This window comes from Methylomonas koyamae (assembly GCF_006483455.1).
In the GTDB taxonomy this organism is placed as follows: Bacteria; Pseudomonadota; Gammaproteobacteria; order Methylococcales; family Methylomonadaceae; genus Methylomonas; species Methylomonas koyamae_B.
The window spans coordinates 36,119-52,964 of sequence record NZ_PPPU01000011.1 but is presented as its reverse complement, the minus strand read 5'-3'; the positions used below and the strand labels follow the sequence as shown (position 1 = coordinate 52,964).

Here is a 16,846-nt window from a genome sequence, read left to right as displayed (position 1 = left end):
CTTAATCCGGGAGGGGGACGAACAGGCCGAGCGGATCGAAGGCCTGACGCACGCGGCGTTGCAGCGCGGCCAATTCCGGCGCGATGCGCTGCCGGTCCGCACCGGCCTCGCCGCGAAACAGCCGTGCCTGGGCGCCGGCAGCGGCGCAGGCCCGATGCACCGCTGCGGCCGATTCGCCGGTTCTCAGCCAGCGCTGGGCGCCGCCCCAATCCAGCAACCAATCGCCGGCCAGTTGGGGTTGCGATGCGGCCGGCGCCATCGCAATCCGCCACAAATTGCCCGGCTGCTGGAAAAACGGCAAACGCTGTTCGCGCAAGTCCTGCCAGAACGCGTCGCCGTCGGCGTCGATATCGCCGCCGATCTTGGTTGCGGCGGCGCTCACCGCGGCTGAGGCGCCGGACAGCCTGGCCCGGACCCGGCCGCCGGCGTAAGCCAGCGCCGACAGCGGCCAGGGCCGGCCGGCCAGACGGTTCATGAACTCGATCGCGGCGGCCGCTTCGGCCGGCGCGAATGTCACGGTCGTCTCGGTTTCCGGCCTGGGTAGCACCCGCAACGAGCACTGCAACAACAGACCCAGGCTGCCCAGGGCGCCGACCATCAGCCGCGACACGTCGAAACCGGCCACGTTTTTGATGACCTGGCCGCCGAAATTCAGCTCCTCGCCGAGGCCGTTGACGATCTGGCAACCCAACACGAAATCGCGGGCGCTGCCGGCGAATGGCCGGCGCGGGCCGGAAAAGCCGCAGGCCAGCGTGCCGCCGATGGTGGCGTCGGCGCCGAAATAAGGCGGCTCGAAGCCCAACATCTGGCCGTGTCCGGCCAGCGCCGCTTCCAGCTCGGCGAGGCGGGTGCCGGCGCGGACCGTCACCACCAGTTCGCTGGGTTCGTAACCGATGATGCCGGTGTGTCCGGCTACTTCCAATAGTTCGACGTCTGCTGCCGGTCCGGTATAAAAGGCTTTGCTGTTGCCGCCGACGATGCGCAGCGGCGTGTTGGTCGCCGCGGCCCGTTCGATGTGCTCGCGCAATTCGGCGCTGATATCGGCGGCCATCAGAATCGCTCCAGATCCGGATGCGGCAGTTCGCCGCGATGGACGTGCATCCGCCCGAGTTCGGCGCAGCGGTACAAGGTCGGCACCGCCTTGCCCGGATTCAGTAGAGCGTAAGGGTCGAAGGCGCGTTTCAAGCGCAGGAATTGCTCCAATTCGCCGCTGCTGAACTGCACGCACATATACGGGATTTTTTCGCTGCCGACGCCGTGTTCGCCGGTGATGGTACCGCCGACCGCGACGCACAGTTCCAGTATTTTGCCGCCGAAGGCCTCGGCTTTGGCAAATTCGCCGTCGACGCCGTTGTCGTACAAAATCAAAGGATGCAAATTGCCGTCGCCGGCGTGGAATACGTTGACTACCGCCAGGCCGAATTCGGCCGACATCTCGGAAATTCGGCGCAATACCTCGGCCAGGTGTTTGCGCGGAATCGTGCCGTCCATGCAGTAGTAATCGCTGGCAATGCGACCGACCGCCGGAAACGCGGCCTTGCGGCCGGCCCAGAAGCGTTTGCGTTGCGCTTCGTCGTCGGCGCTGCGGATTTCGCTGGCCCCGGCCGCCGTCAGCACCGCGATGGCGCGTTCGCTGTCGGCCGCCACCTGTTCCGGCAAACCGTCCAGCTCGCACAGTAACAATGCCGCGGCGTCGAGCGGATAGCCGGCGTGGACGAAGGCTTCGGTGGCGCGGATGGCCGGGTTGTCCATCAGCTCCAGGCCGGCCGGCAGCAAGCCGGAGCTGATCACGGCCGCCACCGCCGCGCCGGCTTGCTCGACGCTGGGAAAAGCCGACAACAGCACCCGCGTCGCCGGCGGCAACGGCAGCAGCCGGACCGTGGCTTCGACCACGATACCCAGCAAACCCTCCGAGCCGATCGCCAACGCCAGCAGGTCGTAGCCCGGCGCATCGAGGCCGGGGCCGCCCAGCGTCAGCAGTTCGCCGTCTATCGTCGCCAATTTGATCTGCAACACGTTGTGCACGGTCAAGCCGTATTTCAGGCAGTGCACGCCGCCGGCATTTTCGGCGATGTTGCCGCCGATGCTGCAGGCGATTTGCGACGAAGGGTCCGGTGCGTAAAACAAGCCGTGCGCTTTGGCGGCTTCGGAAATGGCCAGGTTTCTGACGCCGGGCTGGACCGTGGCGGTGCGGTTCAGCGGATCGAGCGCCACGATGCGGTTCATCTTGCTCAAACCAATGACGATGCCGCCGGCCACCGGCATCGCGCCGGCAGCGAGACCGGTACCGGCGCCACGCGGCACCACCGGCACCCGCTGCTCGCGGCATAAGCGCATCAACGCCAGGACTTGCTCGGCGGTTTCCGGCAGCGCCACCAGCTCCGGCAGGGTGCGGTAGGCGGACAGGCCGTCGCATTCGTAAACCCGCAAGCGCTCGGGCTCGGTGACGACGTTGGCGGCACCGAGCAAGTCGAGGCATTGGCGGGTAAAGGCGGCAGATAAAGGCATGGCCGATTATAACCACAACTCGGCGACCGGCGGCCAGGGTATGAATACCGAGCTGGGGTCTGCGGCTCCGGCAAAAATCGGTCTGGAACGGATTTGGATTACCCGCAGGGTGTCAGGCAGGACGCCCTGACATGAATCCATGCCGGAATGACGGCCTTCGGTAATTTGAAATCTGACAAAGAATTAGTCGGAATTGGTTATTTGCGGTTAGCGGAGGGCGCGCAGCGGCAGCGCCAATTCGGCTTTGGCGGAGGGATCAGGCGCCTTGCTGTGCTTCGCGGCTGTCCCAACCGGCCTTGATTTCCAAAATGCGCGGCAGGCAGGATTCGAATGCCTCGACCAGGGTAGGGTCGAAATGGCGGCCCGCGCCTTCGCGCAAGGTGTCCATAGCCCGTTCCACCGACCAAGCGTCTTTATACGGGCGTTTCATGGTCAAGGCGTCGAACACGTCGACCAGCGCGACGATGCGCGCCGATTCGGGAATCGCTTCGCCGCGCAAGCCGTCGGGATAACCGCTGCCGTCCCATTTCTCATGATGGCGAAGTGCGACCTCGGCGGCCAACACGAATACCGGCGCGTCGCTGCTGGACAGGATTTCGTAGCCTATTCGGCAATGGCTGCGCATGATGGCCCATTCGTCGGCATCCAGTTGGCCGGGTTTGCGTAACACCGAGTCGGGAATGCCGATTTTGCCGGTGTCGTGCATCGGCGCGGCTTGCTCCAGCAACACGCAATTCTCTTTGGGCCAGCCGACGGCCTCGGCCAGTTGCCGGGCGTAAGCCGCGATGCGCCAGATATGCAGCCCGGTATCGCTGTCGTTGTAATGGCCGGCTTTACCGAGCATGGCGATGGCCTCGCCGTAGGTTCTCTCCAAGCGTTTGGCCTGCACCAGCGATAGGTGGGTCCGCACCCGCGCCCGCACGATCCGGGGGTAAACCGGTTTGATCAAATAATCGACGCAGCCTGCGTCGAAGCCGGCTTCCTCTTTTTCCAATTCGGACAGCGTGGTGACGAAAATCACCGGGATGGCCTCGGTCGCCGGATTGGCTTTCAGGGCGCGGCAGACCGCATAGCCGTCCATTTCCGGCATTTGGATATCGAGCAGGATCAGACAGGGATGATGCTTGCCCGCCAGCTCGAGCGCTTCTGCACCGTTTCGAGCCAGCATTAACCGGTGCTCGTCTTTCAGCGTACGGCGTAGGATGGCCAAATTGGTGGGCTCATCGTCGACGATGAGAATAGGGCCGTAAGGCATGGCTTACTCCGGTATCGATAAATTCAGGTGCTGCACCAGGCTGCGTACGGCGGCCTCCGCCCCGCGGAAATCGAAGTCGGCCAGCAGCGCGTCCAACTCGGTCAGTTGGATGGGGTCCGGGTGCTGCCGCAGCCGGTCCAGCCAGATTTCGGAATCATCGGGATCGTTACGGTCGAGCGCTTCCAGCATGCCCGCGAACAAATCAAGCAAGCCGTCCCCAAGCGGGCCGGCAGCCGGCTCCGGCTCGACCGCGGGGTTTTCGGTTTCAGGCCAAGCGTGGACTGCCGCGCATACCTGATCTATCGCGGCTTGCAATTCTGCCGCCAGTTTAAATGCCGCTTCGCCCCCATTCAAGCGTGTTTCCAGTTTGCGGGACAGCTCGGCGACTCGGGACAGCCGCAAAGTTCCGGCCACGCCGTACAGTTTATGTGCCAGATCCCCGGCAGTTTTCAGGTCGCCGTCATGGCAGGCGGCGGCGATAGAGGTTCCGCACACCGCGTACGCGGCGACGAATTTGTCCAGATAAGTGCGATAGACGTCGAGCTGGCCCCATTGGCCGCGCGCGGCCGCCAGATCGATAGCCGGCAATTCGGGTTCTCCAGCGCCGGTCGCCGGCCGCGGCGGCGATACACTTGCCGAGCCGACGGCCACGCTTGCGCCGCTAACGCCCGAGATGGCCTTTCCTGCCGAGCATCCGGTCCAGCGTTGAATGGTTTCCATCATTTGCGCCACGTTGAACGGTTTGGCTACAAAATCGCTCATGCCGGATGCCTGCGCCGCATCGCGCAATTCCTGGAAGGCGCCGGCGGTCAGTGCGACGATGGGTAACTCCCGCCAGCGTTCATCCTCGCGGATAATGCGGGTGGCGGCATAGCCGTCCAGGCGCGGCATTTGTAAGTCCATCAATATGATATCCACCGTATCGGGGTGGACTCGCAGCCATTCCAGCGCGTCCTGGCCGTCGCAGGCCGTATCGACGATTGCGCCATCTGCTTCCAGGATGCCTTTTGCCACTTCCCGGTTGATATCGCTATCGTCGACCACCAGTACGCGCACGCCGGGAATGCGGCGATTGCCGGCGGCGGCGATCGGCGGCGGATCGGGCCGAAATAGCCCCAGACCGCGTTGGTTTAACGAGTCGGCGACGGCAGAGTAGAGCGTCGAGGCGGTGACCGGCTTGCTGAGTACCTTGGCCACTGTCTCGATACCCGGTTGGGCCAATAATTCTTCGCGCAAATGAGCGGCGACCATCAGTAGTATCGGCGGGTCCAAGTCCTGGCGTTTTTCCTGAAGCGCTTGGCGTATGGCTTTAGCGGCACTCAATCCGTCCAGCCCCGGCATTTTCCAATCTAATACGATGGCATCGTAAAAACGTTGGCTATCCATCCTGGTCAGTGCTTGCATCAGGGCGGATTCGCCGGAAGCGGCGGTATCGGCCGGCCAACCCAAAGAGTTAGCCACAACGGCCAGCGCCTCGCGCACGCTGGCGCAGTCATCTGCGATCAGCAGTTCGAGCCGAGCCAGTTCGCTAGGCCGGCGTTCCACGCGCTGGTCGCGCTGCAACGGCAACACGAACCAGAATTCGCTACCCTGGCCGACTTCGCTGGTCACTTGCAGGCTGCCGCCCATCAGTTCCACCAGTTGCATGCTGATGCTCAAGCCCAAGCCGGTGCCGCCGAATCGGCGGCTGATGCTGCTATCGGCTTGGCCGAAAGCCGAGAAAATCAGCGACTGCTGTGCGCTGGAAATGCCGATGCCGGTATCGCGCACCCCAAAACGCAGCTGACATTGTTGTTTGTCCGCAGATTCCACGCTAACGCGCAACTCGACCTCGCCGCGTTCGGTAAATTTGATCGCGTTGCTGAGCAAGTTGATTAATATTTGCTGGAGGCGCAAGGCATCGCCAACCAAGGCGTCGATTTCGGCGGGTGGGGTGATGATCAATTCCAGGTCTTTATCGTGGGCGGCCGTCGCCATGATAGCGGCAAGGTTGTCCAGCATTTCGGTCAGTTTGAACGGCGCGCGCTCAATATCCAGCCGCCCAGCCTCGATCTTGGAAAAGTCGAGGATATCGTTGATCAGGGACAATAGCGTATGCCCGGCATTGTGGACTTTGCGCACCAAGGCCAGCGATTCGCCGTCCAGATGACGTTGTTCCAATAGATAGCAAAAACCGAGCACGGCATTCATCGGCGTGCGGATTTCATGGCTCATATTGGCCAGGAAGGCGCTCTTGGCATGGTTGGCGGTGTCCGCCAAGGCCTTGGCTTTTTCCAGTTCTTCGGTGCGGCGGGCAACCAATATTTCCAACTGGTCGCGGTGTTGCTTGAGTTCTTCCTGAAAGAGTTTACTGTCGGTAATGTCTTGAATGACGCCCACGGCGACCTGGCTTTTGCCGTCCGTTCGGTGGATGCGATAGCGGCCGGCGACCATGATCCAGCGGATTTCGCCATCGGTACGCCGAATCCGGCATTCGAATTTGCCTTCGCCGCCGCTGGCAAACGCCTCTTGCAGCACTGCCGCGACCCTGGCCCGGTCTGCCGCCAGCACATGCTCCAGGAATTTGTCGACCGACCATGCCGACGCGGTGTCGGAATAGCCGAAAATACGGGCGTGTTCGATTGAGCGATACGCCGCGTGCGTTTCCAAATCCACTTCCCAGGCGCCGGTATTCGACATCTCCAAAGCAAAATGCAGCCTGGTTTCATTTTCACGGATAACGGTTTCCGCTTCTTTTAACTCCTGAATGTCGGTACAGGTGCCGTACCATTTTTCGATTTGCCCTTGTGCGTTTAACAGTGGCATGCCCCGGGCCAACCACCACCGGTATACGCCGTCTGCCCGTAGCAAGCGAAATTCCACGGAGTAGCTGTCATGATGCTGGGTCGCGCGTTGCCAGGCTTCCCAGGCACGTTGCCTATCATCAGGGTGAACTTGTTCTATCCAGCTATGACCATAACTTTCTTCAAGTGTCAGACCGGTATATTCGACCCAGCGCTGGTTATGATAGACATTCCAGCCGTCAGGGCGTGTCGCCCAGACAATTTGCGGCATGGCCTCGGTTAGAACTCGAAATTCGCGCTCGCTCTCGCGCAAGGCATTTTCAGTCTGCTTCAGCTGGGTAATGTCATAGATGATGACAATGATGCCATCAATTTCTTCGCCATCACGTATCGGCTCGTAGATGACGGTGTATTGTCTTGGCGCGGCCTCAGAGGCAAGTGGCCGAATCAATTCGTATACCACCTTTTCACCGGCGAAGGCTCGGTCGAGGCGTGGCGAAATCTGCGTCGCATAGCTGGATGCAAGTACCTCGGACGGCGACCTGCCAATCAGCTCGTCGGCTGACTGAGCAAGGCCAAGAATACGGACATAGGCAGGGTTAACGAACCTGTATTGCCGATGGCGATCAAGCGTGACAATACCGATGGATATGTTATCCGTAACAGACCGCAGCCGCGACTCGCTCTCGCGCAGCGCCGCCTCTGCTTGTCTGCGTTCGGTTATATTGCGGCTGACAGTTGCCCAGCCGATGGGCATGCCGGCGGCGTCGTAGACACTGAACAGGTAGTAGTTCATCCAAATCGGTTCGCCGGTCTGAAAGTGCCGTAAGCGGATCTCCACGTCGCCGTGCCCCTCCCGTTGCACGCGCGGGAAGAACTCCGCAGCGATGAAACGCCGATCTTCCGGAAAGAAGTAGTCCTGTACCTTGACCCGGCAGGCGGCGGCCATATCCGGTAGACCGACCATGCGCCGACCCTCGGGATTAACATAGAGGGGATTCATATCGAGGTCGCACATGCCAATGAATTCGCTGCTGCTTTCAGCCAGCAGGAAGAATTTCTGCCGCTCAATCTCAAGTTGTTTACGCCCGGTGATGTCTTCTACTACAGAGATGAAGTACCTCGGCTGTCCGGTATCGCCACGAACCAGGGCGACGGTCAGATTGATCCAGACGACGGCGCCATCCTTACGCAAATAACGCTTCTCCAAGGAGTAGGTATCGATCTCTCCGATCAGCATCCTCTGCATATAGCCGAGATCGGTATGGAGATCATCCGGGTGAGTGATGTCTTGAAATGTCTTCGTTACTAGTTCTTCCCGAGAATAGCCGACGATGTCGCACAGTTTTTGGTTGACTCTCATCCACCGTCCATCGGGACTGACTTGCGCGATGCCCACGGCGGCCAGATCGAAAAAGGCGCGAAATTCGCGTTCGTTTTCCTGGATACGTAACTGGATTTCAGCCTCTTTGCGTAGCCGTGCTGTTTCAATGTATGCCCCAACACGAGCCAGTAGTTCCCGGGCGCTGAAGGGCTTGGTCAGGTAGTCGTCGGCTCGGTGTTTCAGGCCTTCGATGCGTTCTTCTTCTCCGGCCCGAGCCGAGAGCAAAATGACCGGAATCGTGCTGGTTTCTTGATCTTCCCGCAGGGCGCTCAGCAAACCGATGCCGTCCAGACCCGGCATCATAATGTCGGTGAGCACCAGATCCGGTCGGCGCTGGCGTACTGCTGCCAGCGCCGCTAAGCCGTCGCGCACCGCTGTTACGTCGTAGCCTTGTACCCGCAACAGCCGGGCAACATAACTGCGCATGTCGGCGTTATCATCGGCAATGACAATGTGTGCGCTCACGCCCGCAGTAGACCCTATCGATTCAACCGAATCTATGTGCGGACCGAGGGCATTTTCATGTTCCGCTCCCACTTCCCAACGCCACGCTTCATCGGCCATAAATTCCGCGCCAGTGCAGGCAGAGAAGGGCACTTTGGCAGGGTGAATATGGTCAGCCGGCAAGTGTGCTGTGCCGGTCGGGATGACAACGGTAAAGGTGCTGCCGAAACCCTGCGTGCTGGTGACCGAGATGTCGCCGCCGTGCAAGCGGACCAACTCGCGCACCAGAGCCAGGCCGATACCGGTTCCCTCGTGATTGCGCGAGCGCACGTTCGGCACCCGATGGAAGCGTTCGAACACATGGTTAAGCTGGTCAGCGGCAATGCCGACACCCGTGTCGCGCACGGCCAGCTCAACCCTTTGTCCACATTGACGTAGCGAAACTTCAATTTCGCCGGCAAAGGTATACTTGAAGGCGTTGCTCAGCAGATTAATGACGATTTTTTCCCACATTTGCCGATCGACATACACCGGTTCGGCCATTGCCGGGCACGACACGATCAGCTTCAACCCCGCTTTTGCAGTGGCGGAGCCGAATACGCTCGCCAGCTCGGCGGTATAGGTCGCCAAGTCCGTCGCTTCATAGGACGCATCCATGCGACCGGCTTCGATACGCGAAAAATCGAGCAACGCATTCACCAATTTGAGTAGGCGCAGGCCATTGCGATGCACCAGATCAAGTTGTTCATGCAAGGCAGCGTCAGGGCTTGAACTCGTTGGAGCAAATTGGGCCAGCAATTCTTCCAGAGGCCCTAGCATCAGCGTCAGCGGCGTGCGAAATTCATGGCTGACGTTGGCAAAAAACTGCGTTTTGAGTTCGTCCAACTCCAAGGTTTTGGCGTACAAGCGGGACAGTTCCTCGTTGGCGGACTTTAACTCCGCGCTGGCGGATGCAACTTCCTTGGTGCGGGCGAACAGCTCAACTTCCATTTTTACGGCCTGGGCGCGCAGTGTGTCGTTGAGTTGGCTTTGCTCAACGCCCAGTTGTTTGACGCGGATAAACTCGGTTAAATCTTCCGCGCGATGCAGCACATAGGCAATATTGCTGTCCTTGCCGAGAATGGGGATATTGATCGGGCTCCAGTACCGCTGCTCAAACCCCTTGCCGTCGGGTCTAGGGATGTCGTATTTCTGTACCGGCATGGTGTCGGGTTTTCCGGACAACAACACCCGCTGCAAGGACGCGCGCAAGTTGCGCTGGCCTTCCGCCGTCGGGTCGTCGGGATTGTCGGGAAAAATTTGAAACATCGTTTTCCCCAATATGTCTTCCCGGCGAGTCAAGGTGGCGCGGGTATAGGCATCGCTGGCGGCGACGATTTCCAATTGTGGATTTAACACCAGGTAAAGGTCGGGCGACGATTCGAACAGTAAGCGGAAATCCAAATCATCAAGGCTTGGGATGGAATCATTCATTATTCGAAGCACCCGTCAGACTATTCCTACGGTTTCGGAAACCCTGAATTTTAGCCGGTTATTCAAATTGTTCTATCGAACGCTGGCCTATACCACATCTAACACCAACCGCGGCTATCGCCGCTGTCTGTCTTTGTTTCATCTGGAACGAGTCGTTGACGTGTGTTGTGTGCCTTTCGTGCCTTCTAGGGCATATATGCTGAGCAAGATCGAAGCATGAGTGGCTCACAACACGCTGGTCCGTTGGGTGAATCAAAAATCCCGCCCATCCTTCGAATCTCAGCACGAACGGGCTCTATTTCGGCTCAACTGCTTTTTCTAGGTTTAACGTTTCCTGACCTATCCGCTATGTTCGATTTGCCCGACGTGCACAGCCGGCCCGAGTAATTCCGGCTACAGAGCGTTGGGGTTTAACCGGGTGCGCCTTACCGGCGCACAATGCAAAGCCGACAAATTGTCGTGTCCGAACCTGCAAAACACGATGGGCGCGGGCCATTATCGGGCTGCCAATGCCGGATTTGCGCTAAGGATGATGGCTAAATCCTTGTTTTTAAAAATATCCTGAAAGCGGCAATCCCGCTGCCCGGCTAACCGAGAATTGGCCGCGAATTTGCTTGCAGTGTCGATGTCCGGGAATGCCGTTACCCGCCTTCCCGTAGGTTTCGTTCAACTGTAATTGGAGAAAGGCAATATGTTCGAGCACAAAGCATTAGATGGCCAATGGAACCGGGTGGTGCCGGCGACCGAGAGTTTCGTTAACGGCGAGATTCTGGAATGCCGCGACAACGTCGGCGACGAACCGGGAAAAATCAGCCGGCGCCAGTATGCGGTGATCGGGGACCGTCTGGTGGAGCGCTGCCTGCCGCCGGAAGCGATCGGCGATTTTTGGAGTCACGATGTTGCCCAATTGTCGTGGTGGGGATCGGTCATGAATCCGCCGCATTGCGGACTGCTGGCCGATTTCAACACCCAGTATGGCGGCTTGCACCGCAGGGATCTCGATGTCGGTCACAACGTGGTCGGTTACGCCGCTGCCGGCGAGGAAATCACCTTGGGCAAAGCCGGTTATGCGGTGAAGCGCGCCAGCGATAGCGCCGAGTTGGTTGCGGCGTCGATGCTGGAATTACGCAAGCTGTATTACGCCTGAGGCAGCGGCCGCCAGGGCCGGCGTTGCCGATCCGGTTACTGGTCAGCGGACAAAACTCGGCATTCGCCGCAGACAATCCAGGATTCAGCATAGTGGTTGCAAAACGGGGCTAAAGAATCGCAAAGGCCAGGCAGCCTTTGCGCCCAGCTTCAAGTAAATGCAATGTTTGGGGTAGCGGCGGTTTTTGGCGTCGCCGCGAAGTCTTGCGAATAGCGGGATTATCTGGACTTAGGCTGATTTTGGTTTGCAGCCGACGTTTTGCTATGTCGCAAACCCCGCAACTCCCGGGAATATGTAGCATCTGCAATGCGGCTTGTGTCGGATCGGCAGTAGCGGGAAGTGATCTGCTTATACTGCAAGCGGAGGTAAGCTATTGATTTTATTTAAAATAGTTTTCAGTTGGCGGTTGCGGTCCGGGCCGGTCGCGGCCCTTGCAAACTGGTCCGTATCTTGTTTGTCAGTTCGGTAAACTCGGTACAGATCGCACCATGGATACCCAATTGAACGCCAGGCTTTTGCAAGACTTCGCTTGTTTTATCGCCGAAGCCAAACCGCTCTTGCAGCGCCAATATCAACAGCGCTTGGCTGCCGATTTGGCGAGCCAACAGTGGCAGGGTTGCTTTCAGCGGAATCTGGTGGCGGTGTTGGCGGCATTTTATCCTCAGGCCTTGCAACAGCTGAAATCCCTGTCGTTCGACGCCAGCCAGGTCGGGGTCGAAAACGGAATGAGCGAACTAACCGGCCAAGTCTTGACCGCATTTGCCGGATTTAGCGACGAGTTGATTTTGTTTGCGGTCGATAAGCACCGTACTTCCTGCGCGCTGTCGAATTTTGCGGAAGAACATAAACCGGACCGGGATTACCTGAATGCGACGCGTCGGGAGATTGCCGGTTTGTGGAAAACTTTCGCGCTCGATTTGAACCGGCATTTTCTGGAGGGCCGATGCTGAAACTGTATATGACGCCCGGTTCCTGTTCGACCGGCATCCATATTTTGCTGGAAGAACTGGACTTGGTGTTCGAAGCGCAAATCGTCAATCTGCTGGCCGGAGACCAGCACAAGCCCGAGTTTTTGGCGATTAACCCGAAAGCGACGATCCCGGTTTTGGTTAAAGACGACGGTTCGGCCATCACCGAATTCCAGGCCATCGCCTATTGGCTGGCGCGAACTTACCCCAAAGCAGGGCTATTGGCGACCGGTCCGGATCAGGCTGCGCAAGCGATCGAATTGATGGATTATGTGGTTGCTACGATTCACGGCCAGGGTTTCCAGCGCCTATTCGTGCCGGAGAAATTTGGGACCGATTCTGCCCAGTACGACCAAGTCAAACGGCAGGGGACGGCTATCGTCAATCAGGCTCTGGCTTTGGTGGCGCGGGCTTTGCCGGAGCAGGGCTATGCCGTGGGCGGTTTCGGCATTGCCGACGCCGCGCTGTTTTATGTGGAATTCTGGGCCGACCGATCGGATATCGAGTTGCCGGTGCGTTGTCGGCAGCATTATCAGCTGATGTTGACTCGCCCGGCCGTCAGGCGGGTTTTGATGGAAGAAGGGTACCGTCCCGGCTGAAGCGCCGCAGGTTGCTGCCGAGATTCGGCCGGGCGCAAAAAAAGCCTCTATCAGGCAGCGATAGAGGCCGTAGAGTGCGCGGTGCAGGAGTTCACCGCTGTGAGCGAGGGAACGTTAGCGGGATTGGCCGGGTGCGGCTGGCGCCGTTTCGAACCGAATTGCGCTAACGACGGTTTCACTATAGCCCGGCTGGATCAATTTACAATATGTGCTTGAATGCATTGTTTATTTCGCGAGAGAAAACAATTATGGGCTGGAATTCGCCGGGCTTTGTTGTTTTAATTGCGAGATTAAGTGACTTGTCGGCTTCCTAAAGTGCCAAGGCGCGGAACTCGCTGCAAATCCGCGCCCTTTGCCATACCCGTTCGAATTCCTCGCTCAATTGCCGGTTTTGCGCCGGTAAATTCGGGCTCCAGTGTCCGTCGTAGCGGTCGCTCTGCAATTGAAACAAATAACCGCCGTTGTCGTTGGCGATGAATGCCGGCCTAAAATTCAAATCCTCGGCTTCGACCGCTGCCCTGATCGCAATATAAGACGGCAAACGTTGCGCCAAATCGATTAAAGGAAGTTGTTGGCCGCGAATCGCTTCCGGTTCCTGAACGATGATGCGGACTTCGGCGCCGCGCTGGTTACGCAACGCGAATTGTTTCAAGGCTTCTACCAGCGGTTTTTGGCTGTAGAGCCGCGAATCCAGGTTGCGGCTGTAGATGCAGAGCAGGCGGCGGGCTTGCTGGACCAAAGCCAAGGCTGCTTCCGCCGCCGCTTCCGGCGTTTGCAGGCGTATGGCGGGTACGCTTGGTTCAGGCGCGTCCTCACTCTGGCGGGACATCGGCGCCGGCGCGGCAATGGTCAGACGGATTGCGGTATGCGGAATCCCGGCTTCGAGGAACTCGGCGCCGACGGTTTGGAAACCGTAGCGCCGGTAAAACCCCAGCGCTGCGGTTTGGGCGTGGGCGGTGACTTCGCTTAGCCCCAAATTGCCGGCCAGTTCGATCAAGCCGCGCAATAGCGATTCGCCAACCTTTTGCCGGCGCCATGCCGGCAGTACCGCCATTCGGCCGATTCTGCCGGTCGGCGACAGACGGCCGCAACCGATGGGCCGCCGCTCGGCGTCGCGGGCAATCAGATGCCGGCAATCCCGGTCCAAATCGTCGAATTCGATTTCCGGCGCAATACCTTGCTCGACGACGAACACTTCGGTTCTGAGGTAATGCAGGTCGGGAAAGTCAGCGGCATAATTGGCGGGTTCCAGATAGAAACTCGGGATGTTCATCATGTGAATCGATATTTGCGGTTGGACTGGTGGCTGCGCCGTTCAAACCGGCAGTTGGTAATGCTTTTCTTGGAACAGAGCCAGACAGGCATCGACCGCAGCGGCGTCGTAGAGCGTGTTGCGGTGCTCGGCAATCTCCCGTAAAGCGGCGGCTATGCCCAGGCCGGGCCGGTAAGGGCGGTGGGAAATCATCGCTTCGACCACGTCGGCGATAGCCAGAATCTTCGCTTCCGGCAGAATGTCCGCCCCGGTTTTGCCTTGCGGATAGCCCGATCCGTCCAGTCGTTCGTGGTGTTGCAATACGGTCTGGGCGATCGGCCAGGGAAAATCGATCGATTTCAGAATTTCGTAACCGGTTTGCGGGTGGAGTTTGATCAGGCCGTATTCCAGTTCGTCCAGCTTTCCCGGTTTGCATAAAATTTCGGCCGGCACTTTGATTTTACCGATGTCGTGAACCACCCCGGCCAGGCTTAGGCCTTCGATTAAATCCGGGCCGAGTCGCATTTGTTGGGCGATTGCCGACGCCAGATGAGCCGTGCGGCGTTGATGGCCGGCCGTGTATGGATCGCGCATTTCCACCGTCGATGCGATCGCGGTGACGAACGACAGCATATTGGCTTTCAATTCCGCGGTGCGTTCGTTGACCAGAGATTCCAGGCCGTTTCGCAAGCGCGCCATTTCCAGATGGGTGCGGACCCGGACCAACAACTCCTCCCGCTGGTAGGGTTTGGTAATAAAATCGACGGCGCCCAATTTAAAGCCGTCGACTTTTTCGTTGATCTCCGATAACGCCGTAACGAAGATGACCGGCACGCTGCGGGTTTGCGGGTAGGCTTTCAAGCGGCGGCATACCTCGAAGCCGTCCATGTCCGGCATGCGCACGTCGAGCAGGATCAATTCCGGCGGATTGAGTAACGCCGACTGCAAAGCCAGTTCGCCATTGATGGCCGAGCGGATCTCGTAGCCCTCCGACTGCAACAGTTGGGTCAACAATTTTAGGGAATCCGGGGTGTCGTCGACGGCGAGGATTTTTCCGTTCACTGGCGTAGTTGTCCAGAGCAGCTTTACAGATATTTAAGAATAGCTGGATAGTCGAAGTTGTCGACCAGTAGCGCCAGGGTTTTTTGTAGCGGCCGATCTACGCCGCCGATTCGTTCCAAGACTTCGGCTATGCGCGCTTGTTCCAGGCTTTCCAGTGCCGTTTTCAAGTCTTTCCGCAATGGTTCCGGCAGGGCGGCAATCATCGCCGGGTCCAAGCTTGCGTCCTGGGCAGCGGCGATTTCCGTCCGGTAAACGAATTCGACGCCGAGGTGTTTGGCCAGACAGGCGTAAATTTCTTCGGCCCGGTAGGGTTTGCGGATGAAGTCGTCCATACCGGCTTGCAGCATTTCCTCGCGCTGCTCCATAAACGCGGAGGCGGTGACCGCGACGATCTTGACCCGATCACCGCCTGGCAACTGCCGGATGGCTTGGGTGGCTTGCATGCCGTCCATGTGCGGCATGCGCCGGTCCATCCAGATCAGGTGCGGTTGCCAGGATTCGAACACTGCCACGCCTTGCGCGCCGTCTTTGGCTACCTGGATTTGCATGCCGATATCGGTCATCAGCCGGCCGAGTAGCAGCTGGTTTTCCAGTTGATCCTCGACGATCAAAATCCGATATTGCGGTTGGCCGGGGGCCAGTCCGGTCACTTCGCCAAGGCTATCCGCTGCGCTGGCACGGACCTCCGGCTCCGCCAACTCCGGCAGCGGTAAATCGATGCGGAACAACGAACCCTTGCCGACGCTACTTTCCAGCGTCAGCTGTCCGCCCATCAGTTGCACGAACTGGCGGGTAATGGTCAAGCCCAAGCCGGTGCCTTTACTGTCGCCCTGGTCGCCGAGTTGCACGAAGGGCTCGAAGATGTGCTCCCGCTCACTGTCGGCGATACCGGGACCGGTATCTTCCACTTCGATCCTTAGATGGCTGTGGTTGTTTTGTTGTGTGCCCAGACGCAGTGTGACGCCGCCTTGCTGGGTAAATTTCAAGGCGTTACCGAGCAGATTGATCAACACTTGGCGCAGACGCGCCTCGTCGCCGCAAACGAAGCGCGGAAATTCCGAAGTTTGGTCGATTAACAATTGCAAACCCTTGTCGCGCGCCCGCATCGACATCATGTCGCTGACGTCGCGGATCATGGCGCCGAGATCGAAGCGGCTACGTTCCAATTGCAGCCGGCCGGACTCGATTTTTGCCATTTCCAGTACGTCGTTGATCAAGCTCAACAAATGTTCGCCGCTGCGGTTGATGATGGCCAGATTGTGGTGTTGGCTGGCCGGGAGCTGCGGATCTTTTTGCATCAGGCTGGAAAAACCGAGAATGGCATTCAGCGGTGTGCGCAGTTCGTGGCTCATGTTAGCCAAAAACACGCTTTTGGCTTTGTTGGCGGCTTCGGCCTGATCGCGGGCGCGCTGCAATTCCGCCGGGCTTGGCAATTTCAGCGCGCGCGGTATGACCCACCAGATCGCGAAAGAGGTGGCGATGCCCACCAGGGCGGATACGGCTTTGACATAGGCATCCAGCCAGTAAAGCGGAATCCAGACCGTCACCACCGATAACAGATGGGTGGCGGCGCAGGTCAGAATGAAGGTGATAAAAAAGCCGAGGTACAGCCAGCGGTAGGACAAGTCTTTCCGTTTCCAAACGAAGTAGGCGATGCCGATCGGATAGGTAAAGTAGGCCAAAGCCATAATCGCATCGGAAGTCACCATCAGCCAGAGCAGGCCCGGACTCCAGGCCAGGCAATATCCGTGCGGCATAAAATCCTTGGTCCCGAAAAATTCGGCAATGCTTTGCATGATAAAGACCTCCTGCGGCGAAAGCGGGTTTGTGCTGGAGTCCGCCGTTGGCGGACTGGAGTGGCAGAATATTGCCTAATCAATTATAAAGACAGCGAGTTACTGGTGTCGCGGTGTTCCTGGCGGCCGGGCTTATAAGCTAGAGCCAAAAATGCCCTCTAGGGCGCGTAAACTG

11 protein-coding genes are annotated in these 16,846 nt (G+C 58.8%); 4 read left to right on the top strand and 7 right to left on the bottom strand.

Annotated elements, in window-relative coordinates:
• Position 1 precedes the first annotated feature (1 nt).
• A complete protein-coding gene (glcE, locus tag C2U68_RS05745; RefSeq protein ID WP_140911561.1) occupies positions 2-1,051 on the bottom strand; it encodes a glycolate oxidase subunit GlcE in 1,050 nt (349 codons plus the stop codon).
• Positions 1,051-2,508: an FAD-linked oxidase C-terminal domain-containing protein gene (locus tag C2U68_RS05740; RefSeq protein WP_140911560.1), complete on the bottom strand. Its 1,458-nt coding sequence runs from the start codon at positions 2,506-2,508 to the stop codon at positions 1,051-1,053. Before C2U68_RS05740 ends, glcE begins: the two co-directional genes overlap by 1 nt.
• On the opposite strand from C2U68_RS05740, the gene C2U68_RS21525 reads away from it, so the two are divergent.
• Positions 2,507-2,638, top strand: coding sequence for a hypothetical protein (locus C2U68_RS21525; RefSeq protein WP_260839229.1), 132 nt, complete (start codon positions 2,507-2,509; stop codon positions 2,636-2,638). The genes C2U68_RS05740 and C2U68_RS21525 overlap by 2 nt on opposite strands.
• 126 nt (positions 2,639-2,764) lie before the next feature.
• Here C2U68_RS21525 and C2U68_RS05735 read toward each other — a convergent pair whose 3' ends face one another.
• Entirely contained in the window at positions 2,765-3,763 is a 999-nt protein-coding gene (locus C2U68_RS05735) for an HD domain-containing phosphohydrolase (protein WP_140911559.1), read from the bottom strand.
• A 3-nt stretch (positions 3,764-3,766) separates the two neighbouring features.
• Positions 3,767-9,847, bottom strand: coding sequence for a PAS domain S-box protein (locus tag C2U68_RS05730; protein WP_140911558.1), 6,081 nt, complete (start codon positions 9,845-9,847; stop codon positions 3,767-3,769).
• 691 nt (positions 9,848-10,538) lie between these two features.
• On the opposite strand from C2U68_RS05730, the gene C2U68_RS05725 reads away from it, so the two are divergent.
• The 3 genes from C2U68_RS05725 to C2U68_RS05715 all read left to right on the top strand — a co-directional run bounded on the left by C2U68_RS05725 (position 10,539) and on the right by C2U68_RS05715 (position 12,561).
• Entirely contained in the window at positions 10,539-10,994 is a 456-nt protein-coding gene (locus C2U68_RS05725; RefSeq protein ID WP_140911557.1) for a hypothetical protein, read from the top strand.
• 488 nt (positions 10,995-11,482) lie between these two features.
• Positions 11,483-11,944: an amine oxidase gene (locus C2U68_RS05720; protein ID WP_140911556.1), complete on the top strand. Its 462-nt coding sequence runs from the start codon at positions 11,483-11,485 to the stop codon at positions 11,942-11,944.
• Complete coding sequence (locus C2U68_RS05715) at positions 11,941-12,561, top strand: glutathione S-transferase (RefSeq protein WP_222101872.1); 621 nt, start codon at positions 11,941-11,943, stop codon at positions 12,559-12,561. The genes C2U68_RS05720 and C2U68_RS05715 overlap by 4 nt, the downstream gene beginning before the upstream one ends.
• Positions 12,562-12,871: 310 nt before the next feature.
• On the opposite strand, the gene C2U68_RS05710 is transcribed toward C2U68_RS05715, so the two are convergent.
• Genes C2U68_RS05710 through C2U68_RS05700 form a run of 3 tightly spaced genes read right to left on the bottom strand, consistent with a single transcriptional unit; the run spans position 12,872 to position 16,671 of the window.
• The gene (locus C2U68_RS05710; RefSeq protein ID WP_140911600.1) at positions 12,872-13,834 is read right to left on the bottom strand and encodes a GNAT family N-acetyltransferase; all 963 of its coding nucleotides are present in this window, start codon (positions 13,832-13,834) and stop codon (positions 12,872-12,874) included.
• 42 nt (positions 13,835-13,876) lie between these two features.
• Positions 13,877-14,875, bottom strand: coding sequence for an HD domain-containing phosphohydrolase (locus C2U68_RS05705; protein WP_140911554.1), 999 nt, complete (start codon positions 14,873-14,875; stop codon positions 13,877-13,879).
• Between the two features lie 23 nt (positions 14,876-14,898).
• Entirely contained in the window at positions 14,899-16,671 is a 1,773-nt protein-coding gene (locus C2U68_RS05700) for an ATP-binding protein (protein ID WP_140911553.1), read from the bottom strand.
• Between the last annotated feature and the right edge of the window lie 175 nt (positions 16,672-16,846).

Bases quoted from the DNA above. Each gene is read 5' to 3' on its own strand.
- glcE (WP_140911561.1), bottom strand. From the start codon at position 1,051: ATGGCCGCCGATATCAGCGCCGAATTGCGCGAGCACATCGAACGGGCC.
- C2U68_RS21525 (WP_260839229.1), top strand. From the start codon at position 2,507: ATGGCCGATTATAACCACAACTCGGCGACCGGCGGCCAGGGTATGAAT.
- C2U68_RS05740 (WP_140911560.1), bottom strand. From the start codon at position 2,508: ATGCCTTTATCTGCCGCCTTTACCCGCCAATGCCTCGACTTGCTCGGT.
- C2U68_RS05735 (WP_140911559.1), bottom strand. From the start codon at position 3,763: ATGCCTTACGGCCCTATTCTCATCGTCGACGATGAGCCCACCAATTTG.
- C2U68_RS05730 (WP_140911558.1), bottom strand. From the start codon at position 9,847: ATGAATGATTCCATCCCAAGCCTTGATGATTTGGATTTCCGCTTACTG.
- C2U68_RS05725 (WP_140911557.1), top strand. From the start codon at position 10,539: ATGTTCGAGCACAAAGCATTAGATGGCCAATGGAACCGGGTGGTGCCG.
- C2U68_RS05720 (WP_140911556.1), top strand. From the start codon at position 11,483: ATGGATACCCAATTGAACGCCAGGCTTTTGCAAGACTTCGCTTGTTTT.
- C2U68_RS05710 (WP_140911600.1), bottom strand. From the start codon at position 13,834: ATGAACATCCCGAGTTTCTATCTGGAACCCGCCAATTATGCCGCTGAC.
- C2U68_RS05700 (WP_140911553.1), bottom strand. From the start codon at position 16,671: ATGCAAAGCATTGCCGAATTTTTCGGGACCAAGGATTTTATGCCGCAC.